The organism is Streptomyces lincolnensis (assembly GCF_021173675.1).
GTDB lineage: Bacteria > Actinomycetota > Actinomycetes > Streptomycetales > Streptomycetaceae > Streptomyces > Streptomyces lincolnensis_B.
The window spans coordinates 644,856-667,053 of record NZ_JAIHON010000004.1 but is presented as its reverse complement, the minus strand read 5'-3'; the positions used below and the strand labels follow the sequence as shown (position 1 = coordinate 667,053).

Sequence of the window (22,198 nt, the reverse complement as noted above, 5' to 3'; positions counted from 1 at the left end):
CGGGTGGTCCAGACCTATTGACCTGTGGTCCAGACCTTTCTATCCTCGCGGCACTGCGGGCAGACGGCTCAGGTCATGCCCCGACAACCCCACGAGGAGGCGCAGCATGCGCTTCAGACACAGAGCCGCGGCGGGTCTCGCAACCCTGCTGCTCCCCTTCGCCGGCCTGGTCGGCCTCGCGAGCCCCGCCCAAGCCGCCACCTCCGCCACCGCCACCTACGCCAAGACCCAGGACTGGGGCTCCGGCTTCGAGGGCAAATGGACGGTGAAGAACACCGGCACCACCACCATCAGCTCCTGGACCGTGGAGTGGGACTTCCCCTCCGGCACCGCCGTCACCTCCGCCTGGGACGCCGACGTCACCAACGCCGGCACCCACTGGACCGCCAAGAACAAGTCCTGGAACGGCTCCCTGGCCCCCGGCGCCTCCGTCTCCTTCGGCTTCAACGGCTCCGGCACCGGCTCCCCCGCGGGCTGCAAGCTCAACGGCGGCAGCTGCGACGGCACCTCGGTCCCCGGCGACGCCGCCCCCTCCGCCCCCGGCAAGCCCACCGCCTCCGACATCACCAACACCTCGGTGAAGCTCGCCTGGAGCGCGGCCACCGACGACAAGGGCGTCAAGAACTACGACGTCCTGCGCGACGGTGCGAGGATCGCCACCGTGACGTCGACCTCGTACACGGACACCGGCCTGACCGCCGGCACCGACTACTCCTACTCCGTGCAGGCCCGCGACACCGCCGACCAGACCGGCCCGGTCAGCGCCGCGACCGCGGTGCGCACCACCGGCGGCACCACCGAGCCGCCCCCGACCGGTGACAAGGTCAAGCTCGGCTACTTCACCGAGTGGGGCATCTACGGCCGCAACTACCACGTCAAGAACCTGGTGACCTCCGGCTCCGCGTCGAAGATCACCCACATCAACTACGCGTTCGGCAACGTGAAGAACGGCCAGTGCACGGTCGACGACACCTTCGCCGCCTACGACAAGGCCTACACCGCCGACCAGTCCGTCAGCGGCACCGCCGACACCTGGGACCAGCCGCTGCGCGGCAACTTCAACCAGCTCCGCCAGCTCAAGGCCAAGTACCCGCACATCAAGGTGCTGTACTCCTTCGGCGGCTGGACCTACTCCGGCGGCTTCGGGCAGGCGGCGGCCAATCCGGCCGCGTTCGCCAAGTCCTGCAAGGCCGTGGTCGAGGACCCGCGCTGGGCGGACGTCTTCGACGGCATCGACATCGACTGGGAGTACCCGAACGCCTGCGGCCTGACCTGCGACACCTCGGGACCGGCCGCGTTCCGGACCCTCTCCCAGGCCCTGCGCACCGAGTTCGGCCCGAACTACCTGGTCACCGCGGCCATCACCGCGGACGGCTCCGCCGGCGGCAAGCTGGACGCGGCCGACTACGGCGGCGCCGCCCAGTACCTCGACTGGTACAACGTGATGACGTACGACTACTTCGGCGCCTTCGACGCGGACGGCCCCACCGCCCCGCACTCCCCGCTGACCTCGTACCCGGGGATCCCGCAGGCGGGCTTCAACTCCGCCGACGCCATCGCCAAGCTCAGGGCCAAGGGCGTCCCCGCGAAGAAGCTGCTGCTCGGCATCGGCTTCTACGGCCGCGGCTGGACCGGCGTCACCCAGTCCGCCCCCGGCGGTTCGGCGACCGGAGCGGCACCCGGCACCTACGAGGCCGGCATCGAGGACTACAAGGTCCTGAAGAACTCCTGCCCGGCCACCGGCACCGTCGCGGGCACCGCGTACGCGCACTGCGGCACCAACTGGTGGTCCTACGACACTCCCGCGACCATCGCCGGAAAGATGACCTGGGCCAAGAACCAGGGCCTGGGCGGCGCGTTCTTCTGGGAGTTCAGCGGCGACACCACGGGCGGTGAGCTGGTGACCGCCATCAACAACGGTCTCAAGTAGGACTGTTACGCGTTACGCGTTACGCCACATTGACGCGCTGACCGGGCGGGGCTGCTTCCAGCCACGCGAGGAAACCGGTCAGCGCGTCTTCGCTCATCGCGAGTTCCAGGCGCGTGCCCCGGTGCAGACAGGTGAGGACGATGTGGTCGGAGAGCAGCGCCAGCTCCTCCTCGCCGTCGGGAAGCCGGCGGCCGGCCACCTCGATCGAGGCGCGCTCCAGGACGCGGCGCGGGCGGTAGGCGTAGGAGAAGACGCGGTACCACTCGACACGGTCGCCGTTGTAGCGGGCGACACCGTAGCTCCACCCCTTGCCGCTGGTGTCGGGTTTCTCCGGGACGTCCCAGCGCAGCGAACAGTCGAAGGTGCCGCCGGAGCGCTGGATGAGCCTGCGGCGCAGGCCGAAGACGAACAGCCCCAGCACCACCAGAGCCACGACCAATCCGCACACAGTCAGGGCGAGGACCATCGACACCGACCTCCTCGTCTCCTCGGTTACGGACTCTTTCGGTTACGGATTTCTCGGTAACGAAATGGAAAAAACACCCACATTTGCCTCAGCCGCGGCCGGGTACCGGATCGCTCCGGTCCCAGCCGCGGCTGAGTGACGTCATCGTATGGCGAGCGAGGTCAGCGCCCCGTCGCCGCACGCAGTCGTACGTCCGCCCGACGCTCGGCGGAGGCGTCGCCCTCCGCCTTCGCGCGCTCGAGCTCGCGCTCCGCGCGCTGGACGTCGATCTCGTCCGACAGCTCGGCGATCTCGGCCAGCAGCGACAGCTTGTTGTCCGCGAACGAGATGAAACCGCCGTGCACCGCGGCGACGACCGTCCCACCATCACTCGTACGGATGGTCACGGGGCCCGACTCCAGCACACCGAGCAGCGGCTGGTGACCGGGCATGACGCCGATGTCGCCGGACGTGGTGCGCGCGACGACCAGGGTGGCCTCGCCGGACCAGACCTCTCGGTCGGCCGCGACCAGCGCGACGTGCAGCTCAGCAGCCAAGGGTGGCTCCTCGGGTCACCACCCGGCGGGTCTGCCGGGTGTTGGTTACAAGTCTAGTAGGCGTACGAAGAGGGGCGGGACGCAGCCCGCCCCTCTTCATGAGCGCGAGGCTCAGGAGACGCCCAGCTCCTTGGCGTTGGCCTTGAGGTCCTCAATGCCACCGCAGAGGAAGAACGCCTGCTCCGGGAAGTGGTCGTAGTCGCCGTCGATGATCGCGTTGAACGCGGTGATCGACTCGTCCAGCGGCACGTCCGACCCGTCGACGCCGGTGAACTGCTTGGCGACGTGGGTGTTCTGGGACAGGAAGCGCTCCACACGACGGGCCCGGTGGACGACGAGCTTGTCCTCTTCGCCCAGCTCGTCGATACCGAGGATCGCGATGATGTCCTGGAGGTCCTTGTACTTCTGCAGGACCGTCTTGACGCGCATCGCGGTGTTGTAGTGGTCCGCCGAGATGTAGCGCGGGTCCAGGATCCGGGACGTGGAGTCCAGCGGGTCCACGGCCGGGTAGATGCCCTTCTCGGAGATCGGACGGGAGAGAACCGTCGTCGCGTCGAGGTGGGCGAAGGTGGTGGCCGGGGCCGGGTCGGTCAGGTCGTCCGCGGGGACGTAGATCGCCTGCATCGAGGTGATCGAGTGACCACGGGTCGAGGTGATGCGCTCCTGGAGGAGACCCATCTCGTCGGCCAGGTTCGGCTGGTAACCCACCGCGGAGGGCATCCGGCCGAGCAGGGTCGAGACCTCGGAACCGGCCTGCGTGAAGCGGAAGATGTTGTCGATGAAGAACAGCACGTCCTGCTTCTGCACATCGCGGAAGTACTCCGCCATGGTCAGACCGGCCAGGGCCACGCGCAGACGGGTGCCCGGGGGCTCGTCCATCTGACCGAAGACCAGCGCGGTCTTGTCGATGACGCCCGACTCGGCCATCTCCTCGATGAGGTCGTTGCCCTCACGGGTGCGCTCACCGACACCGGCGAACACGGAGACACCGTCGTGGTTGTTGGCGACGCGGTAGATCATCTCCTGGATGAGCACCGTCTTGCCGACGCCGGCACCGCCGAACAGGCCGATCTTTCCACCCTTGACGTACGGGGTGAGAAGGTCGATGACCTTGACGCCGGTCTCGAACATCTCGGTCTTCGACTCGAGCTCGTCGAAGTTCGGCGCCTTGCGATGGATCGCCCAGCGCTCACCGTCGTAGGTCTCGTCGGTGTTCAGCACCTCACCGAGGGTGTTGAACACCTTGCCCTTGGTGAAGTCGCCGACCGGGACGGTGATGCCCGTGCCGGTGTCGGTGACGGCGGCCTGGCGGACCAGACCGTCGGTGGGCTGCATGGAGATCGTCCGGACCAGGCCGTCACCCAGGTGCTGGGCGACCTCCAGGGTCAGGGTCTTCTTCACGCCGGCGTCGGCCGGGTCGGCCACCTCGACGTGAAGGGCGTTGTAAATCTCCGGCATCGCGTCGACGGGGAACTCCACGTCGACGACCGGGCCGATGACCCGGGCGACGCGGCCCGTGGCAACGGCCGTCTCAACTGTCGTCGTCATTACCTGTCACTCCCCGCGGTCGCGTCGGCCAGGGCTGCGGAGCCACCGACGATCTCGCTGATTTCCTGGGTGATTTCGGCCTGGCGGGCCGCGTTGGCAAGCCGCGAGAGCGTCTCGATGAGCTCTCCCGCGTTGTCGGTGGCCGACTTCATCGCGCGCCGCGTGGCGGCGTGCTTGGAGGCGGCCGACTGGAGGAGCGCGTTGTAGATACGGCTCTCCACGTAGCGCGGCAGCAGGGCGTCGAGGACGTCCTCCGCCGACGGCTCGAAGTCGTACAGCGGAAGGATCTCGTCCTTCGTCGCCGACTCCTGAGCCACCTCGTCGAGGCTGAGCGGCAGCAGCCGGTCGTCGAGCGCCGTCTGCGTCATCATCGACACGAACTCGGTGAACACGATGTGGATCTCGTCCACACCGCCGTCCGCCGTGTCCGTCTCGATGGCCTCGATCAGCGGTGCCGCGACCTTCTTGGCGTCCGCGTACGTCGGCTCGTCCGTGAACCCGGTCCACGACTCCGCGACCTTGCGCTCACGGAAGTTGTAGTGCGCGAGACCACGCCGGCCGACGATGTAGGTGTCGACCTGCTTGCCCTCGCGCTCCAGGCGCTCGGTCAGCTGCTCCGCCGCCTTGATGGCGTTGGAGTTGAAGGCACCGGCCAGACCGCGGTCGCTGGTCAGGAGCAGCACCGCGGACCGCGTGACCGTCTCGGCCTGCGTGGTCAGCGGGTGCTTGGTGTTCGAACCGGTACCGACCGCCGTGACCGCGCGGGTGAGCTCGGTCGCGTACGGCGTGGAGGCCGCCACCTTGCGCTGTGCCTTGACGACACGCGAGGCGGCGATCATCTCCATCGCCTTGGTGATCTTCTTGGTCGCGGTGACGGATCGGATGCGACGCTTGTAGACCCGGAGCTGGGCTCCCATGAGTCAGGTCCCTTCCTTACGTCACTTGGAGACGTTGACGGCCGGGGCGTCCTCGCCGAGCAGCTTGCCGTCCGAGGTCTCGAACTGCTTCTTGAAGTCGGCGATGGCGTCGGCGACGGCCGTCAGCGTGTCGTCGGACATCTTGCCGCCCTCCTTGATGGAGGTCATGAGGCCCTGCTCCTTGCGGTGCAGGTACTCGAGGAGCTCCTTCTCGAAGCGGCGGATGTCGGCGACGGGGACCTCGTCCATCTTGCCGGTGGTACCGGCCCACACGGAGACGACCTGGTCCTCGGTCGGCATCGGCTGGTACTGCGGCTGCTTGAGCAGCTCGACCAGACGCTGACCGCGCTCCAGCTGGGCCTTGGAGGCCGCGTCCAGGTCGGAACCGAAGGCGGCGAACGCCTCCAGCTCACGGTACTGGGCGAGGTCCAGGCGCAGTCGGCCGGAGACCTGCTTCATCGCCTTGTGCTGCGCGGAACCACCGACTCGGGAGACGGAGATACCGACGTTCAGCGCGGGGCGCTGACCGGCGTTGAACAGGTCCGACTCCAGGAAGCACTGGCCGTCGGTGATGGAGATGACGTTGGTCGGGATGAACGCCGAGACGTCGTTGGCCTTGGTCTCGACGATCGGCAGACCGGTCATCGAGCCGGCGCCCATGTCGTCGGAGAGCTTCGCGCAGCGCTCCAGCAGACGGGAGTGCAGGTAGAAGACGTCACCCGGGTAGGCCTCGCGCCCCGGCGGGCGGCGCAGCAGCAGGGACACGGCGCGGTAGGCGTCGGCCTGCTTCGAGAGGTCGTCGAAGATGATGAGGACGTGCTTGCCCTCGTACATCCAGTGCTGGCCGATGGCCGAGCCGGTGTAGGGCGCCAGGTACTTGAAGCCGGCCGGGTCGGACGCCGGGGCGGCGACGATGGTCGTGTACTCCAGCGCGCCGGCCTCGTCGAGGGCGCCACGCACGGAGGCGATGGTCGAACCCTTCTGGCCGATGGCGACGTAGACGCAGCGGACCTGCTTCTTCGGGTCGCCGGAGCGCCAGTTGTCGCGCTGGTTGATGATCGTGTCGACGGCCAGGGCGGTCTTGCCGGTCTGACGGTCACCGATGACCAGCTGACGCTGGCCACGGCCGATCGGGGTCATCGCGTCGACGGCCTTGTAGCCGGTCTCCATCGGCTCGTGCACCGACTTACGGGCCATGACGCCCGGAGCCTGCAGCTCAAGGGCGCGACGACCACTGGTCTCGATCTCGCCGAGGCCGTCGATCGGGTTGCCGAGCGGGTCGACCACGCGGCCGAGGTACCCCTCGCCCACGGCGACCGACAGGACCTCGCCGGTGCGCGTGACCGGCTGACCCTCCTCGATGCCGCTGAACTCACCGAGGACGACGGCGCCGATCTCGCGCTCTTCCAGGTTCAGCGCGAGGCCGAGGGTGCCGTCCTCGAACTTCAGCAGTTCGTTGGCCATGGCCGAGGGCAGACCCTCGACCTTCGCGATGCCGTCGCCGGCAAGGGTGACCGTACCGACCTCCTCGCGCGAGGCCGCGTCCGGCTGGTACGACTGGACGAAGTTCTCCAGCGCGTCCCGGATCTCCTCCGGCCGGATCGTGAGCTCCGCCATCTGGGTTCCCTGCTCTCCTTGTTGGGCCCGAAGTTTCACTTTGGGGGTCTGGGGGCGACCCCCAGGATTCTTCTGCACGGCCCAACCAGGGCCGTAATAAGTACGTACTGCTTATGAAGTTGCTGCTAGCCCGCCAGTCGGCGGCCGGCGTCCGCGATCCGGTCCGCGAGGGAGCCGTTGATCACCTCGTCGCCGACCTGCACCCGGATCCCGCCGAGGACCTCGGGGTCCACGTCGAGGTTGAGGTGCATCGAGCGGCCGTAGAGCTTCGCCAGGGCGGAACCCAGGCGCCGCTTCTGCGGGTCGCTGAGCGGAACCGCGGAGGTGACCACGGCCACCATGCGGTCCCGGCGCTCGGCGGCGAGCTTGGACAGGGACTCCAGTCCCGCTTCCAGGCTACGTCCCCGCGGCGCGGCCACAAGGCGCGTCACCAGACGCTCGGTCTGAGCGGCGGCCCGGCCGCCGAGCAGACTGCCCAGCAGCTCGCCCTTGGCCGAGGAGGTGGCCTTGCGGTTGGTCAGCGCGGCGCGCAGCTCGGTGTTCGAGGTGACGATCCGGCCGAACCGGAACAGCTCGTCCTCGACGCTGTCGAGCGTGCCCGCCTTCTGCGCGGCGGTGAGGTCGGCGAGGTTCGCCAGCTCCTCCAGCGCGTCCACCAGGTCGCGCGACTGCGACCAGCGGGAACGCACCAGGCCGGAGACCAGGTCGGCGGTCGGGCCGCTGACCTGGGAGCCGAGCAGGCGCTGGGCGAGCTCGGCCTTGGCCTCACCGGACTGCGCCGGGTCGGTCAGGACCCGACGCAGGCCGACCTCGCGGTCGAGCAGCGCGGTGACGGCGGCCAGCTCGTCGGCGAGCGAGCCGGCGTCCACGGACGTGGAGTCCGTCAGCGCGTCGAGACGCTCACGTGCGGCTGCCAGGGCGTCGCGGCTCGCTCCGTTCATCGGGTCGCCTCGGCCTTCTCCTCGAGTTCGTCGAGGAAGCGGTCGATGACGCGGCTCTGCCGGGCGTGGTCCTCGAGGGACTCGCCGACGAGCTTGCCGGCCAGCTCGGTGGCGAGCTTGCCGACGTCCTGGCGCAGGGCGGACGAGGCGGCCTTGCGGTCGGCCTCGATCTGGGAGTGACCGGCGGCGACGATCTCCTCGCGCTGCCGCTGGCCTTCCGCGCGCATCTCGGCGATGAGCGTGGCGCCCTGCTCCTGCGCCTCCTGGCGCAGACGCGCGGCCTCGTGACGGGCCTCGGCGAGCTGAGCCTTGTACTGCTCAAGAACGCTCTGGGCCTCGGTCTGGGCGGCCTCGGCCTTCTCGATACCGCCCTCGATGGCCTCGCGGCGCTCTTCCAGAACCTTGTTGATGTTCGGGAGGAGCTTCTTGGCGAGGAAGCCGAAGACGATGACGAAGGCGAGCAGACCAATGACGAGCTCGGGGATCGGCGGGACGAGGGGGTTCTCCCCCTCGCTCGCCGCGATGAGCATCGGGCTCATGTGAGTGCCTTTCGTCTAGTCGGCTGGACTGGTGTCGCTGATCAGTAGCCGTAGACGAACGGCATGACCAGACCGATCAGGGCCAGCGCCTCACAGAAGGCGAAGCCGAGGATCTGGTTGGCGCGGATCAGACCGGCCGCCTCGGGCTGGCGGGCGAGAGCCTGGGTGCCGTTACCGAAGATGATGCCGACGCCGACGCCGGGACCGATGGCGGCGAGGCCGTAACCGATCGAACCGAGGGAGCCTTCGACGGCAGCAAGGGTCTGGGACATGCCAGTTCTTCCTTTTCTTTACGGACCGGTGGGGGTTGGCCACCGGACGAATTGGGGTCGGAGGTGCGCCTGATCAGTGGTGCTCGGCCAGAGCACCCTGAATGTAGGTGCACGTCAGCAGGACGAAGACGTACGCCTGCAGAGCCTGGATGAACAACTCGAAGGCGGTCATCACGATGACCATCACGAACGAGACACCCGCGTAGGCGATGCCGGCGCCGTTCAGCATGTACCAGCTGGCGATCGTGAAGAGCAGCAGCAGGGTGTGGCCGGCGAACATGTTCGCGAAGAGTCGGACGGCGTGGGTGAAGGGCCGGATCAGCAGGTTCGAGAAGAGCTCGATCAGCATGGCCAGCGGCAGCACCGCGCCGAGCGACTTGTCGTAGCCGGTGACGTTCTTCCAGAAGCCGACGAAGCCGTGCCGCTTGAACGTCAGGGACACCCAGAGGATGTAGACGATCAGCGCCAGGACCAGCGGGTAGGAAATGATCGAGGTGACCGGGAACTGGGCGACCGGAACGATCGACCACAGGTTCAGCATCCAGACGAAGAAGAAGAGGGAGACGACGAGCGGTACGTACTTCTCGCCCTCCTTCTTGCCGATCGTCTCGTAGACGACACCGCGCCGGATGAAGTCGTAACCCGCCTCGGCGACCATCTGGAGCTTGCCGGGCACGACCTGCGGCCTGCGGAAGGCGGCCCAGAAGAATCCGACGATGATGACCGAGCCGAGGAGCGCCAGCAGCATCGTCTTGTTGAAGTACAGGTTGCTGTCCCCGTCACCCATCAGGGGCTGGAACAGGAACGAGTGCAGGCCGGGCGACACTTCCGCGAAGCCACACCCGTCGAACAGGTGGCAGTTGGTGTCGAAGGCGAGCACCTGCGTCGGGTCAGCACTCACCGCGGGCTCCTTCAGCGTGGCGCATAGGTACGGCAACCTCGTTGTGTCGGCGCGACATGCAGCCGCGGTTCGGCACGGGACTGGTGTTTCGGATGTGGGGGCGGCTCTTGGGCATCTCGCCTCGCGATTGAGCAGGCGTCAGCTCGGATGCCCGCGCCCGCGATGCCGCAGTTGGCACCGGACGATAGCAGGAGATCTCACACGCCTTTATCCCGGCCCTACCCCTCACGACGAGTGCCCCGATTTTTCGGGCTCGACGTAGAGGATCTTGGACTTCATGTGCGCACGGGTCTGCGCGGCGATCCATGCGAGGGTGCCGGCGACCAGCGTGAACGCGAAGGCCCTGGGATGGAAGAGCGTGGTGTTCTTGAACGCGGCCATGAAGATGAAGAGCAGCAGGATCTGCGCCCCGTAGAGCATGAGCCCCATCGCCTGGAAAAGGTGCGGAAGCGATTTGGCGGTGCGCTGGAGAATGTAGAGACCGAGCCCCATGAAGAGGATCACGACCAGCGTCGCGACGACCGCCCCGATCGCCCCCTTGCCACCGACGACCACACCACTGACGACGGCGGCGATGGCGCCGACGGCAGCTGTGGGCACAGCGGCCTGGAGCAGGATCCGGACGTCGTTGGACGGCATGGCGGCAACTCCGCTTTCGCAGGGGGGCAGGGGTGTCGTCATGGACGAGCGTAGACCCGGGTGGAGTGTGAACCTCACGCCAAGGAACCGTCGCACTGCGGTCCTTCGGCTCTGTCCCGGGTTCTCGTGAACCGTATCACAAACTATTTGATGCGGTCTTTACCTACCGGGTGTGCTAGCTGTCACACATGAGAGTGAATCTGCGCGTCTGTGCAGAAACGCGGCCGTCTTGTCTGGTATTGGGAGCGTTTGCGCGCTCACCCGACCCCCACGCGTTGGCAATGCTTTAGTCAGATTCTTACCTTGGCCGTCAGTGGGACGTCCCGGCCTTACGCCGGTCCGGGTGGTGCGACCGGGCGCCGAGAGCGGTCGCCCCGTTGACTCCCGCCACTCCGACCACGACCGGGGTACGGCGTTCCTCCTCGACCGGCGCACCGTCCTGGGCGGCCTGCTCCGCCGGCGCCGTCCCGGCTTCCGCTACGGCCCTGCGGCGACGGTAGCGCGGCGGCACGATGTGCTCGGCCCAGCGCGGGGCACGCGGGGTGAAGCGCGGCAGCAGAAGCAGGATCAGCCCGATCGCGCTGAGGAAGACCACCCCGAGCACGATCCACATGGACGCCGAGTTCACCGAGTACGCCAGCGCCCCGAAGGCGATCAGCGCCGACCAGAAGTACATGATCAGCACCGCGCGGCTGTGCGAGTGCCCGATCTCCAGCAGCCGGTGGTGCAGGTGGCCGCGGTCGGCGGCGAACGGCGACTGGCCCTTCCAGGTCCGGCGCACGATCGCCAGCACCAGGTCGGCGGTGGGCACCGCGATGATGGTCAGCGGCAGCAGCAGCGGGATGTAGACGGGGACCGTCTGGTGCACGGCCGCCTGCTCGGACCCCGCGAACAGCTTCAGCGCGTCCGGGTCGACCTGCCCGGTGATGGAGATGGCGCCCGCGGCCAGCACCAGGCCGATGAGCATCGAGCCCGAGTCGCCCATGAAGATCCGCGCGGGGTGCATGTTGTGCGGCAGGAAGCCCAGGCACATGCCCATCAGGATCGCCGAGAACAGCGTCGCCGGGGCGGCGGCCTCGATGCCGTACGACACCCAGACGCGGTAGGCGTACAGGAAGAACGCGGCCGAGGCGATGCAGACCATGCCGGCCGCGAGGCCGTCCAGGCCGTCGACGAAGTTCACCGCGTTGATGGTGATGACGACGAGCGCGACGGTGAGCAGGGTGCCCTGCCACTGGGTCAGCGCGACCGAGCCGACGCCCGGGACGGGCAGCCACAGGATCGTCAGACCCTGCATGACCATGACGCCGGCGGCGATCATCTGGCCGCCCAGCTTGATCAGGGCGTCGATCTCGAACTTGTCGTCCAGGACACCGATCAGCCAGATCAGCGCGGCCCCGCTCAGCAGCGCCCTGGGCTCGTTCGACTTGGCGAAGACCTCGTTGAGGTTGGCCAGGTGGTCCGCGACCAGCAGGCCGGCGCACAGTCCGAAGAACATGGCGATACCGCCGAGCCGCGGAGTCGGTTCCCGGTGCACGTCACGGGCCCTGATCTCCGGCATCGCTCCGGCCACGATCGCGAACTTCCGTACCGGCCCTGTCAGCAGATACGTCACCGCGGCCGTGATGCAGAGCGTCAGCAGGTATTCACGCACAGGCTTCCCCACAGGTCTCGCTGGCCATCTCAGCCCCACACCCTAGCGATGCGCGCATATGGTTGGGGACTTCCGGGTAGCGACGATGGTTGCACGTGTGGCTGTGTACGCACGTGCGCCTACCCCCGCTCAGCCCGGATACGGCGGAAATCCGCCGACCAGCTCCCGCACTTCTTCACGCGTTTTCTGGCTCTCGGCCTCACCCTTGAGGACCCCCGCGAGCAGTACGGCGATCCGCGCCATCTCCGCCTCACCCATGCCCTGCGTGGTCACCGCCGCCGTGCCCAGCCTGAGTCCCCGCAGGTCCGCGTGCGGCAGGGCGCAGCAGTCCAGGACGATCCCCGCCGCCGCGAGCCGCCCCCGCGCGGTGCGTCCGTCGACGCCGAGCGGTGCCGGATCGGCCGTCACCAGGTGGGTGTCGGTCCCGCCGGTGGTGACGACGAACCCTTGTGCGGCCAGCCCCGCGGCCAGCACGCGCGCGTTGGCGACCACCTGATGGGCGTACGCCGCGAAGGCCGGGGTCGCCGCCTCGCCGAACGCGACGGCCTTGGCGGCGATGGTGTGCATCTGGGCACCGCCCTGGGTGAACGGGAAGACGGCCCGGTCCACCCGCTCCGCCAGATCGGCGCCGCACAGGATCATGCCGCCGCGCGGGCCCCGCAGCACCTTGTGGGTGGTGGCGCACACCACATCGGCGTACGGCACCGGACTGGGCGCCGCTCCCCCGGCGACGAGCCCGATGGGGTGGGCGGCGTCGGCGATGAGATAGGCGCCGACCTCGTCGGCGACCTCCCGGAAGAAGGCGTGGTCGATGTGGCGGGGATAGGCGATGGACCCGCACACGATCGCCTTGGGGCGGTGCGTGCGGGCCAGGGTGCGCACCTGCTCGTGGTCGATGAGCCCGGTCTCCGCGTCCACGCCGTAGCCGACGAAGTCGAACCAGCGGCCGGAGAAGTTCGCGGGCGAGCCGTGCGTGAGGTGGCCGCCGTAGGGCAGGCCGAGGGCGAGGACGGTGTCGCCGGGGCGCAGCAGGGCCGCGTAGGCGGCGAGGACGGCGGAGGAGCCGGAGTGCGGCTGCACGTTGGCGTGCTCGGCCCCGAACAGGGCCTTCGCCCGCTCCACGGCGGTCCGCTCGGCGACGTCCACGATCTCGCAGCCGCCGTGGTGCCGGGCCCCCGGATAGCCCTCCGCGTACTTGTTGGCCAGCGGCGATCCGAGCGCGGCCAGCACGGCCGGCGAGCAGAAGTTCTCGGCGGCGATCAGCTGGAGCGTCGTCGACTGCCGGTCGAGCTCCCCGAGCAGGATCTCGGCCAGCTCGGGATCCTGCCGCAGCAGGACGTCGGCGGTCTCGGGGGCATGGGTGACCGACATGGTGGACTCCGGAGCGTCGACAGTGACGTACCCACCAATGTAGGCCCGGGGCGCGTGGGGTGCTCGGTTGTCACGTCCTCGCGGGTACTCCGGTGAGGGCCGTGACGACCGGGTCGATCGCCTGGTTTATCTCGTCGCCGATCGACCGGAAGAAGGTCAGCGGGGCTCCGTAGGGGTCGAAGACCTCGTCGGCCTCGGCCGTCGGGGCCAGGAGCCACCCGCGTAGAGCTGCCGCGGCGCGGACCAGGGCCCGGGCGCGGGCCACCATGCCGTCCTCCAGGGGCGGCAGGGTCGCGGGGTCTATCGCCTTCACCAGGCGGGTGAACTCCTTCAGCGTGAAGGTGCGCAGGCCCGCCGAGTGGCCCATGGAGATGACCTGGGCGCGGTGGTCGCGGGTGGCGGTGAGCACGAGGTCGGCCATGATGACGTGCTCGTCGAGGAGTTCACGGCCGGTGAAGCCGGTGGCGTCCGCGCCGAAGTCGGCCAGCACGGTCTCCGCGTTGGCCTCCATGGGCGCGCCCTCGTGCCCCCAGGTACCGGCGCTCTCCACGACCAGCCCGCCCCACAGCGGATCGCCGAGCCGGTCCGCCAGGGCATGGCGGGTCAGCCGCTCGGTGATCGGTGAGCGGCACACGTTGCCGGTGCTGACGTGGAGGATCCGGAAGGTGTCACGCGGCAGACCCGTGAAGGTCCGCGTCTCTTCCCCGTCCCATATGCCACGCCCCGCGTCAGGGGCCGTCAATTCGCCACCTCGAGGTCGGGTACGACCTTCCTGAGCTCGTCGGCGGTGAGCGCGCCCTCACGCAGCAGCAGCGGCACCTCGCGGGTGACGTCGACGATCGAGGACGGCACGATGCCCGGGGTCGGGCCGCCGTCCAGGTACACCGAGACCGAGTCGCCGAGCATCTCCTGCGCGGCGTCGCAGTCCTCCGGCGCCGGGTGGCCCGTCAGGTTGGCGGAGGAGACGGCCATCGGGCCGACCTCGGTCAGCAGCTCGATGGCGACCGGGTGCAGCGGCATGCGCACGGCGACGGTGCCACGGGTGTCCCCCAGGTCCCACTGGAGGGACGGCTGGTGCTTGGCGACCAGCGTGAGCGCGCCCGGCCAGAAGGCGTCGACCAGCTCCCAGGCCAGCTCGGAGAAGTCCGTGACGAGACCGTGGAGGGTGTTCGGGGAGCCGATCAGGACGGGGGTGGGCATGTTGCGGCCCCGGCCCTTGGCCTCCAGCAGGTCCTGCACCGCTTCCGAGGAGAACGCGTCGGCGCCGATGCCGTACACCGTGTCGGTCGGCAGCACCACGAGCTCGCCACGGCGGACGGCGGACGCGGCTTCGCGCAGACCGGTCGTGCGGTCGGTCGCGTCATTGGTGTCGTATCGCCGAGCCATGTCTAGCGGGCCTCCTCGTACACGTACTTCCGGGAAAGAGTGGGTGCGCAGCTCACGGCAGCGCCTTGCGGGCCGTGGCGAAGCGCGGGCGGTTGTTGAGGTCGGGGTGGTCGGCCGCGTCGGCCCAGCCCCGTGCCTCGGTGAAGATCCACGGCACCTGGCCGCCCTGGGTGTCGGCGTGCTCGATGACGACGACACCGCCCGGGCGCAGCAGCCGGTGGGCGGTGCGCTCGATACCGCGGATCAGGTCGAGGCCGTCCTCGCCGGAGAACAGGGCGAGTTCGGGGTCGTAGTCCCGCGCCTCGGGAGCGACGTACTCCCACTCGGTGAGCGGGATGTACGGCGGGTTGGAGATGACCAGGTCGACCTGGCCGTCGAGGTCGGGGAAGGCGTCCAGGGCGTTGCCCTGCCGCAGGTCGACCCTGGACCCCTCCATGTTCTTGCGGGTCCACGCCAGGGCGTCCTCGGACAGCTCCACGGCGTGCACCCGGGAGCGCGGGACCTCCTGGGCGAGGGCGAGCGCGATGGCGCCGGAGCCGGTGCACAGATCGACGATGCACGGCTCGACGACGTCCATGGCGCGTACGGCGTCTATGGCCCAGCCGACCACGGACTCGGTCTCCGGACGCGGGACGAACACCCCGGGGCCGACCTGGAGTTCCAGGTACCGGAAGAAGGCCCGCCCGGTGATGTGCTGGAGCGGTTCACGCTGCTCGCGCCGGGCGATGACCTCCCAGTACCGGGCGTCGAAGTCGGAGTCCTTCACGGAGTGCAGCTCGCCCCGCTTCACGCCGTGCACGAACGCGGCGAGCTCCTCCGCGTCGTTGCGCGGCGAGGGCACGCCGGCGTCGGCCAGTCGCTGGGTGGCCTGGGCCACCTCTGCGAGCAGCAGGCCGCGGGGGTTTGGGGGTCGTCCCCCAAATGATGGCTGCACGCAAGTCCTCCGTGTCGTACTCGGTCGTGGGTACGCCTCTTACGCGGCTGCCAGCTTCGCCGCGGAGTCCGCGTCGACGCATGCCTGGATCACCGCGTCGAGGTCGCCGTCCAGGACCTGGTCCAGGTTGTACGCCTTGAAGCCGACGCGGTGGTCCGAGAGGCGGTTCTCCGGGAAGTTGTACGTACGGATCTTCTCGGAGCGGTCGACCGTGCGGACCTGGCTGCGGCGGGCGTCGGCGGCTTCCCGCTCCGCCTCCTCCTGCGCCGCGGCGAGCAGCCTGGAGCGCAGGATACGCATCGCCTGCTCCTTGTTCTGCAGCTGGCTCTTCTCGTTCTGGCAGGAAGCGACGACTCCGGTGGGAATGTGCGTGATGCGCACCGCGGAGTCGGTGGTGTTGACGGACTGCCCGCCGGGTCCGGAGGAGCGGTAGACGTCGATGCGGAGGTCGTTGGGGTTGATCTCGACGTCGACCTCCTCCGCCTCGGGGGTGACGAGGACACCGGCCGCGGAGGTGTGGATACGGCCCTGGGACTCGGTCGCCGGGACGCGCTGCACGCGGTGCACGCCGCCCTCGTACTTCAGCCGGGCCCACACGCCCTGTCCGGGCTCCGTGGCGCCCTGGCCGCCCTTGGTCTTCACGGCGACCTGGACGTCCTTGTAGCCGCCCAGCTCGGACTCGGTGGCGTCGATGATCTCGGTCTTCCAGCCGACGCGCTCGGCGTACCGCAGGTACATGCGCAGCAGGTCTCCGGCGAACAGGGCGGACTCGTCGCCGCCCGCGCCCGCCTTGATCTCCAGGATGACGTCCTTGTCGTCGCTCGGGTCACGCGGGACCAGGAGCAGGCGCAGCTTCTCGGTCAGCTCCTCGCGCTGCTTCTCCAGCTCCTTGACCTCGGCGGCGAAGTCGGGGTCGACGGCGGCGTACTCGCGCCCGGTCTCGATGTCGTCGCCGGTCTGCTTCCAGGAGCGGTAGGTGGCGACGATCGGGGTGAGCTCGGCGTACCGCTTGTTGAGCTTGCGCGCGTTGGCCTGGTCGGCGTGGACCGACGGGTCGGCGAGCTTCTTCTCCAGGTCGGCGTGCTCACCGACGAGTTCCTCGACGGCCTCGAACATCTTGGGCTCCTGTACTGCGGACGAAAGGGAAGGCGGGCGACCAAAAACGCCGGTCCCGGCGCACTCCGAGGAGTGCGGCGTGGACCGGCGCTGGTGGCTCGCTACTTCTTGGCAGCAGCCTTGCCGAAGCGGGCCTCGAAGCGGGCCACACGGCCACCGGTGTCGAGGATCTTCTGCTTGCCCGTGTAGAACGGGTGGCACTCGGAGCAGACATCGGCACGGATGGAACCGGACTCGATGGTGCTGCGGGTGGTGAACGACGCGCCGCAGGTGCAGCTGACCTGCGTCTCGACGTACGCGGGGTGGATGTCGCGCTTCAAGGTGTCTCCTAGTTTCGGGAGGGCGCCGGGTCGCAGCCGCGGGATGCGGAGGCGTGAACCGGAGCCGACGTACCAGTCTGCCAGGACTGGGGCCATCCCCCAAAACGGGGGGTACGCGTCTGGTATTCCCCGGCGCCGCTAGCCGGCGCTCACGACGCCGCCGGCGTCGCCCTTGGCCGTGCCCTCGGTGGCGCTCCTCGGGATCGCCCGGTCGTTCTTCAGGGCCGTCCAGACCTGCTGGGCCTTGGGCTCCTCGACGATGACGCGGTTGGGGTCGGCCGGGTCGTACTGCACCGGCATGGTGACCATGTGCATGTTGGCGGCGCTGATGCCCTTGAGGCCGGTGGCGAAGGACATGAGCTTGTTGACCGAGCCGAGGTCGGAGTCGGTGGTGACGGCCTTGGTGGCGGTGTTGGCCAGGTCGTAGAGCTTGGTGGGGTCGCCGAACAGGTCGACGTGCTTGACCTGGTTGATCAGCGCCTTGATGAAGGCCTGCTGGAGCTGGATACGGCCGAGGTCGGAGCCGTCGCCGACGCCGTGCCGGGTGCGGACCAGGCCGAGGGCCTGCTCGCCGTCGAGGGTGTGGGTGCCGGCCTTGAGGTTCAGGTGGCTGTCGGGGTCCTTGATGTTCTTGGTCGTGGTGACCTGGACGCCGCCGAGCTCGTCGATGATCTTCTCGAAGCCGCTGAAGTCGACCTCGAGATAGTGGTCCATGCGGATGCCGCTGAGCGTCTCGACGGTCTTCACCGCGCAGGCGGCACCGCCGGTCGAGTACGCGGAGTTGAACATCACGCCCGACGCGGCGTCGTGCGTGACGCCCTTGGTGTCGGTGCACTCGGGCCGGTCGATGATGGTGTCGCGCGGGACGGAGACCACGCTGGCCTTCTTGTGGCCCTCGTAGACGTGCACGATCATCGCGGTGTCGGAGCGGGCGCTGCCGTCGTCGACGCCGCCGCCCAGCTTCTTGTTGGAGCCGGAGCGGGTGTCCGAGCCGAGGACGAGGATGTTCTCCGAGCCGTTGTCGACCTTGGTCGGCCGGTCGGTGCCGAGGGCCGAGTCGATGTCGACGCTCTTGATGTTGCCGTTGAGCTTGAAGTACAGGTACCCGGCGCCGGTGCCGCCCAGCACGGCGATGCCCGCGGCGGTCCAGGCCATGATCAGAAGGCCCTTGCGCCTGCCGCGGGGTTTGCGGCGGCTGCCCTTGGCGCGGTGGCGCCCTGTGGTGCCGGCCTCGTCCGGTATGCCGGACTCCGGCGTGCTCTCGGCGGACATGTGCTCCTCGAATCTCGTCCGGTCGGTTACCCCCTGCTTTCAGGGTCAGGCGTGGTCGTCACCGCACCATCGTCGCTCCGCCTGGTCAGACGGCGAAACTCGGCAAAGGGTTGCACAACGCGCTGTGACCGCCCTGTGCATCGACAGCCACAGCGCGTAGCGGACGCTTCCGGACGAACACCGCTCACCTGCGCTTTCACCCGAAGGAGCCGTACCGATCGAATTCGGCCACATCGAAGATCCCTGTGGCAAAGATCTCGCCCGGCACAGCAGAAGGGCCGCCCCCGGAGCGGGAACGGCCCTTCTGTCAGGCTCGGCCTCAGTCGCCGTTGCCCGGCGTCGGCGTCGTCTTCTGGATCTGCATCAGGAACTCGCCGTTCGACTTCGTCTGCTTCATCTTGTCGAGGAGCAGCTCGATCGCCTGCTGCTGGTCGAGCGCGTGCAGCACCCGGCGCAGCTTCCAGACGACCGCCAGCTCCTCGCCGCCGAGCAGGATCTCCTCCTTGCGGGTGCTGGACGCGTCCACGTCCACCGCGGGGAAGATGCGCTTGTCGGAGAGCTTCCGGTCGAGCTTGAGCTCCATGTTGCCGGTGCCCTTGAACTCCTCGAAGATCACCTCGTCCATGCGCGAGCCGGTCTCGACCAGCGCGGTGGCCAGGATGGTCAGCGAGCCGCCGTCCTCGATGTTGCGCGCGGCGCCGAAGAAGCGCTTCGGCGGGTACAGCGCGGTCGAGTCGACACCACCGGACAGGATGCGGCCGGAGGCGGGCGCCGCGAGGTTGTACGCGCGGCCCAGACGGGTGATGGAGTCCAGCAGGACGACCACGTCGTGACCCAGCTCCACGAGGCGCTTGGCGCGCTCGATGGCCAGCTCGGCGACGGTGGTGTGGTCCTCGGCCGGGCGGTCGAAGGTCGAGGAGATGACCTCGCCCTTCACCGACCGCTGCATGTCGGTGACCTCTTCCGGACGCTCGTCGACGAGGACGACCATCAGGTGGCACTCGGGGCTGTTGTGGGTGATCGCGTTGGCGATCGCCTGCATGATCATGGTCTTGCCGGTCTTCGGCGGGGCCACGATCAGCCCTCGCTGACCCTTACCGATCGGCGACACGAGGTCGATGATGCGGGTGGTCAGGATGCCCGGGTCCGTCTCCAGACGGAGGCGGTCCTGCGGGTAGAGCGGGGTGAGCTTGTTGAACTCCGGGCGGCCGCGGCCGTGTTCGGGCGCCATGCCGTTGACGGAGTCCAGACGCACCAGCGCGTTGAACTTCTCGCGCCGCTCGCCTTCCTTGGGCTGGCGCACGGCACCGGTGACGTGGTCGCCCTTGCGCAGGCCGTTCTTGCGGACCTGGGCGAGGGAGACGTACACGTCGTTGGGACCGGGCAGGTAGCCCGACGTACGGATGAAGGCGTAGTTGTCGAGGATGTCGAGGATGCCCGCGACGGGGATCAGGACGTCGTCCTCGGCGAGCTGCGGCTCGGCCGTACCCATGTCGTCGCGGCCACGACGGCCCCGACGGTCCCGGTACCGGCCGCGACGGCCGCGCCGGCCGCCCTCGAAGTCGTCGTCGTCCTGCGGACCGTTGTCCCGCTGACGGTCCTGGCGGTCCTGACGGCCGCCGCCCTGCTGCTGGTTCTGCTGGCGGTCCTGACGGTCCTGGCGGCCGCCCTGGGCCTGCTGGTCGTCGCCCTTGCGACGGTCACCGCGGTCACCCCGGTCGCCGCGGTCACGACCACGGTCGCGGTCCCGGCGGTCGCGGCGGCCACGGCCCTCGCCGTCACCGGCGTCGCCCTGCTGCGCCTGCGCGGGCGTCTCGGCCTTCGGCTCGCTCTTCGCCTCGGCGACGATGGTCTCGGCGCTGCCCGAGGGGGCACCGGCGTCGGCGGTGGCACGACGGCGACGGCGCTCCGCGGGGGCGTCGTCGCCCCCGCGCTCGGCGTCGTTCGCGCGGGAGGGGCCCCCGGCCGGCTGACCGGGGATCTCGATCTGCTGCTGGGCCACGGCCTTCTCGGCGGGGGCCTCGGCCTTCGCCGCCTTCTTCTCGGCGGCGGGAGCGGCGTCGTCGCCGGTACGGGCCTTGGAGGTGGCGCGGCGCTTCGGCTTGGTCTCGGTGTCGCCCCCGGCGGAGGCGGTCGCGGCCTTCGCGGCCGGGGCGCCACCTCCCGCCTGCGCCTCCTTGATGACCTCGATCAGCTGGCTCTTGCGCATCCGCGCGGTGCCCCTGATACCGAGGCCGGAGGCGACCTGCTGCAGCTCGGCCAGCACCATGCCCTCAAGGCCGGTACCGCGGCGCCGCCGGGAGCCGGCACCGCTGGCAGGCGCGGAGGCGTCCGTGGCGGGCGCGGCAGCGGTCTCCTCGACACGTGCGCCCATCAGATCGGTGGTGTCGCTCACGAAGGGTCCTTCCCTGGAGCGGACGTCGGCCTGTCTGGCTCGGCGACCGGTTGTGCTGTCCGGCTTCGGTCCTTGCTGTGTGGACCGTGCCGGGGCGGTGGTCCGCCGGATTGGCGGAGGAATGTGGTGACGGCGCTTCCCGAAACCGTGGCACCGAGTGTCTGTGTCACGTGGTTTGGTCGCACCGGTTCCGGAGCGTGCCCGGCAAGTCGCTCAGTGCCCGCGTACGAGGTACTGCCCGCGTACGACGTACGGAACACAGTGCGGCTTGGGAGGCTCCCGGAAGGATGTCTGTCCCGGACGGGGACGTGAAGCACCTCGCCATGGTGGGGTCGGGTGCAGACTTGAGGTTAACACTACCGGATCCAACAAACATTCCCCCTCTCGAATTCCGGCAACCGCCGGGTTCTACGTCTCACTGGCGGTCGCCAGAGGCAGCACGCTGGCGCCGTGGGCATCGAGATCCAGACGGTTCGCCGCCCAGCCCTCGCCCGCCAGGTGAGCCACCTTGTCGGCGCTCTCGACGTCGGCCAGCGCGAGGACCGTCGGTCCCGCGCCGGAGATCACTGCCGGGACTCCGTCGGCCCGCAGCCGCTCCACCAGTGCCGCGCTCTCCGGCATGGCCGGGGCACGGTACTCCTGGTGGAGCCGGTCCTCGGTGGCGGGCAGCAGCAGCTCGGGGCGCCTGGTCAGGGCCTCGACGAGCAGGGCCGCCCGGCCCGCGTTGGTGGCGGCGTCGACGTGCGGCACGGAGCGCGGGAGCAGACCGCGCGCGGTCTCCGTCAGGACCGGCTTACCGGGCACGAAAACCACCGGAACGATGGAATCGTCGGGCTCCATCCTGATCGCGCGCGCCGCTCCGGACTCCATCCAGGAGAGCGTGAAGCCGCCGAGCAGACAGGCCGCCACGTTGTCGGGGTGTCCCTCGATCTCGGTGGCCAGTTCCAGCAGGGCCGTGTCGTCGAGCCGGGAGTCGCCGCCTATGGTCACGGCGCGCGCGGCGACGATGCCGGCGCAGATGGCGGCCGAGGAGGAGCCCAGGCCCCGGCCGTGCGGAATGCGGTTGGCGCAGACGATCTCCAGGCCGCGCGGCTGTCCGCCCAGCAGATCGAAGGCGGTGCGCAGGGACCGTACGAGAAGGTGGTTCTCGTCACGCGGGAGCGTCTCGCTGCCCTCACCCGCGATGTCGATGTGCAGCCCGGAGTCGGCCACCCGGACGACCACGTCGTCGTAGAGCCCCAGCGACAGGCCGAGGGCGTCGAAGCCCGGACCGAGGTTGGCGCTGGTGGCGGGGACGCGCACCCGGACGGCGGCGGCGCGGAAGGCGGGACCGGCCATCGCTCGAAGACTCTCCTTGAGCTGCGTGATTGTCGAAGACATTTCGATGACGTACGAAGACCCTGCGGGCCGCGGAGACGGCGCGGGACCCGCTGTACGCGAGGGC

At 69.1% G+C, this 22,198-nt stretch carries 21 protein-coding genes; 1 reads left to right on the top strand and 20 read right to left on the bottom strand.

The window, feature by feature from the left end:
* Positions 1-106 precede the first annotated feature (106 nt).
* A complete protein-coding gene (locus K4B79_RS13875) occupies positions 107-1,930 on the top strand; it encodes a glycoside hydrolase family 18 chitinase (RefSeq protein WP_232026826.1) in 1,824 nt (607 codons plus the stop codon).
* A 19-nt stretch (positions 1,931-1,949) separates the two neighbouring features.
* On the opposite strand, the gene K4B79_RS13870 is transcribed toward K4B79_RS13875, so the two are convergent.
* The 20 genes from K4B79_RS13870 to thrB all read right to left on the bottom strand — a co-directional run bounded on the left by K4B79_RS13870 (position 1,950) and on the right by thrB (position 22,092).
* The gene (locus tag K4B79_RS13870; protein WP_232026825.1) at positions 1,950-2,396 is read right to left on the bottom strand and encodes a DUF2550 domain-containing protein; all 447 of its coding nucleotides are present in this window, start codon (positions 2,394-2,396) and stop codon (positions 1,950-1,952) included.
* A gap of 161 nt (positions 2,397-2,557) precedes the next feature.
* A complete protein-coding gene (locus K4B79_RS13865) occupies positions 2,558-2,932 on the bottom strand; it encodes a F0F1 ATP synthase subunit epsilon (protein ID WP_232026824.1) in 375 nt (124 codons plus the stop codon).
* Between the two features lie 111 nt (positions 2,933-3,043).
* Positions 3,044-4,480: a F0F1 ATP synthase subunit beta gene (atpD, locus tag K4B79_RS13860; RefSeq protein WP_232026823.1), complete on the bottom strand. Its 1,437-nt coding sequence runs from the start codon at positions 4,478-4,480 to the stop codon at positions 3,044-3,046.
* Positions 4,480-5,397 (bottom strand): F0F1 ATP synthase subunit gamma, encoded by a 918-nt coding sequence (locus tag K4B79_RS13855; protein ID WP_232026822.1) that lies wholly within the window; start codon positions 5,395-5,397, stop codon positions 4,480-4,482. The genes atpD and K4B79_RS13855 overlap by 1 nt, the downstream gene beginning before the upstream one ends.
* 21 nt (positions 5,398-5,418) lie before the next feature.
* Positions 5,419-7,014: a F0F1 ATP synthase subunit alpha gene (gene atpA / locus K4B79_RS13850; RefSeq protein ID WP_232026821.1), complete on the bottom strand. Its 1,596-nt coding sequence runs from the start codon at positions 7,012-7,014 to the stop codon at positions 5,419-5,421.
* A gap of 125 nt (positions 7,015-7,139) precedes the next feature.
* Complete coding sequence (locus tag K4B79_RS13845) at positions 7,140-7,955, bottom strand: F0F1 ATP synthase subunit delta (protein WP_232026820.1); 816 nt, start codon at positions 7,953-7,955, stop codon at positions 7,140-7,142.
* A complete protein-coding gene (locus K4B79_RS13840; protein WP_232026819.1) occupies positions 7,952-8,494 on the bottom strand; it encodes a F0F1 ATP synthase subunit B in 543 nt (180 codons plus the stop codon). The genes K4B79_RS13845 and K4B79_RS13840 overlap by 4 nt, the downstream gene beginning before the upstream one ends.
* A gap of 41 nt (positions 8,495-8,535) precedes the next feature.
* Positions 8,536-8,766, bottom strand: a complete 231-nt coding sequence (atpE, locus tag K4B79_RS13835; RefSeq protein ID WP_009321656.1) for an ATP synthase F0 subunit C — start codon at positions 8,764-8,766, stop codon at positions 8,536-8,538.
* Between the two features lie 73 nt (positions 8,767-8,839).
* On the bottom strand, positions 8,840-9,667 hold the full coding sequence (gene atpB, locus K4B79_RS13830; RefSeq protein WP_232026818.1) for a F0F1 ATP synthase subunit A: 828 nt from the start codon (positions 9,665-9,667) through the stop codon (positions 8,840-8,842).
* 225 nt (positions 9,668-9,892) lie between these two features.
* Positions 9,893-10,306, bottom strand: a complete 414-nt coding sequence (locus tag K4B79_RS13825; protein WP_232026943.1) for a hypothetical protein — start codon at positions 10,304-10,306, stop codon at positions 9,893-9,895.
* Between the two features lie 310 nt (positions 10,307-10,616).
* Complete coding sequence (locus K4B79_RS13820; RefSeq protein ID WP_232026817.1) at positions 10,617-11,960, bottom strand: MraY family glycosyltransferase; 1,344 nt, start codon at positions 11,958-11,960, stop codon at positions 10,617-10,619.
* A 129-nt stretch (positions 11,961-12,089) separates the two neighbouring features.
* Positions 12,090-13,331 carry a serine hydroxymethyltransferase gene (gene glyA, locus K4B79_RS13815; protein WP_232026816.1) on the bottom strand — a complete coding sequence of 414 codons (1,242 nt, stop codon included), beginning with the start codon at positions 13,329-13,331 and terminating at the stop codon, positions 12,090-12,092.
* A gap of 70 nt (positions 13,332-13,401) precedes the next feature.
* Positions 13,402-14,073, bottom strand: a complete 672-nt coding sequence (locus K4B79_RS13810; RefSeq protein WP_232026815.1) for an arsenate reductase/protein-tyrosine-phosphatase family protein — start codon at positions 14,071-14,073, stop codon at positions 13,402-13,404.
* Complete coding sequence (locus K4B79_RS13805; RefSeq protein ID WP_067439688.1) at positions 14,070-14,717, bottom strand: L-threonylcarbamoyladenylate synthase; 648 nt, start codon at positions 14,715-14,717, stop codon at positions 14,070-14,072. The genes K4B79_RS13810 and K4B79_RS13805 overlap by 4 nt, the downstream gene beginning before the upstream one ends.
* A gap of 52 nt (positions 14,718-14,769) precedes the next feature.
* Positions 14,770-15,609, bottom strand: coding sequence for a peptide chain release factor N(5)-glutamine methyltransferase (gene prmC, locus K4B79_RS13800; RefSeq protein ID WP_232026942.1), 840 nt, complete (start codon positions 15,607-15,609; stop codon positions 14,770-14,772).
* Positions 15,610-15,690: 81 nt separating this feature from the next.
* A complete protein-coding gene (gene prfA, locus K4B79_RS13795) occupies positions 15,691-16,767 on the bottom strand; it encodes a peptide chain release factor 1 (RefSeq protein ID WP_232026814.1) in 1,077 nt (358 codons plus the stop codon).
* 101 nt (positions 16,768-16,868) lie between these two features.
* Positions 16,869-17,087, bottom strand: a complete 219-nt coding sequence (gene rpmE, locus K4B79_RS13790; protein ID WP_232026813.1) for a 50S ribosomal protein L31 — start codon at positions 17,085-17,087, stop codon at positions 16,869-16,871.
* Between the two features lie 138 nt (positions 17,088-17,225).
* A complete protein-coding gene (locus K4B79_RS13785; RefSeq protein ID WP_232026812.1) occupies positions 17,226-18,359 on the bottom strand; it encodes an LCP family protein in 1,134 nt (377 codons plus the stop codon).
* Between the two features lie 319 nt (positions 18,360-18,678).
* A complete protein-coding gene (gene rho / locus K4B79_RS13780) occupies positions 18,679-20,754 on the bottom strand; it encodes a transcription termination factor Rho (RefSeq protein ID WP_232026811.1) in 2,076 nt (691 codons plus the stop codon).
* 408 nt (positions 20,755-21,162) lie between these two features.
* Positions 21,163-22,092 carry a homoserine kinase gene (gene thrB / locus K4B79_RS13775; protein WP_232026941.1) on the bottom strand — a complete coding sequence of 310 codons (930 nt, stop codon included), beginning with the start codon at positions 22,090-22,092 and terminating at the stop codon, positions 21,163-21,165.
* Between the last annotated feature and the right edge of the window lie 106 nt (positions 22,093-22,198).

What these genes read in the sequence shown, in the direction of transcription:
- K4B79_RS13875 (WP_232026826.1), top strand. Translation starts at nt 107, where the DNA reads ATGCGCTTCAGACACAGAGCCGCGGCGGGTCTCGCAACCCTGCTGCTC.
- K4B79_RS13870 (WP_232026825.1), bottom strand. Translation starts at nt 2,396, where the DNA reads ATGGTCCTCGCCCTGACTGTGTGCGGATTGGTCGTGGCTCTGGTGGTG.
- atpD (WP_232026823.1), bottom strand. Translation starts at nt 4,480, where the DNA reads ATGACGACGACAGTTGAGACGGCCGTTGCCACGGGCCGCGTCGCCCGG.
- K4B79_RS13855 (WP_232026822.1), bottom strand. Translation starts at nt 5,397, where the DNA reads ATGGGAGCCCAGCTCCGGGTCTACAAGCGTCGCATCCGATCCGTCACC.
- atpA (WP_232026821.1), bottom strand. Translation starts at nt 7,014, where the DNA reads ATGGCGGAGCTCACGATCCGGCCGGAGGAGATCCGGGACGCGCTGGAG.
- K4B79_RS13845 (WP_232026820.1), bottom strand. Translation starts at nt 7,955, where the DNA reads ATGAACGGAGCGAGCCGCGACGCCCTGGCAGCCGCACGTGAGCGTCTC.
- K4B79_RS13840 (WP_232026819.1), bottom strand. Translation starts at nt 8,494, where the DNA reads ATGAGCCCGATGCTCATCGCGGCGAGCGAGGGGGAGAACCCCCTCGTC.
- atpE (WP_009321656.1), bottom strand. Translation starts at nt 8,766, where the DNA reads ATGTCCCAGACCCTTGCTGCCGTCGAAGGCTCCCTCGGTTCGATCGGT.
- K4B79_RS13825 (WP_232026943.1), bottom strand. Translation starts at nt 10,306, where the DNA reads ATGCCGTCCAACGACGTCCGGATCCTGCTCCAGGCCGCTGTGCCCACA.
- glyA (WP_232026816.1), bottom strand. Translation starts at nt 13,331, where the DNA reads ATGTCGGTCACCCATGCCCCCGAGACCGCCGACGTCCTGCTGCGGCAG.
- K4B79_RS13805 (WP_067439688.1), bottom strand. Translation starts at nt 14,717, where the DNA reads ATGGCTCGGCGATACGACACCAATGACGCGACCGACCGCACGACCGGT.
- prfA (WP_232026814.1), bottom strand. Translation starts at nt 16,767, where the DNA reads ATGTTCGAGGCCGTCGAGGAACTCGTCGGTGAGCACGCCGACCTGGAG.
- K4B79_RS13785 (WP_232026812.1), bottom strand. Translation starts at nt 18,359, where the DNA reads ATGTCCGCCGAGAGCACGCCGGAGTCCGGCATACCGGACGAGGCCGGC.
- thrB (WP_232026941.1), bottom strand. Translation starts at nt 22,092, where the DNA reads ATGGCCGGTCCCGCCTTCCGCGCCGCCGCCGTCCGGGTGCGCGTCCCC.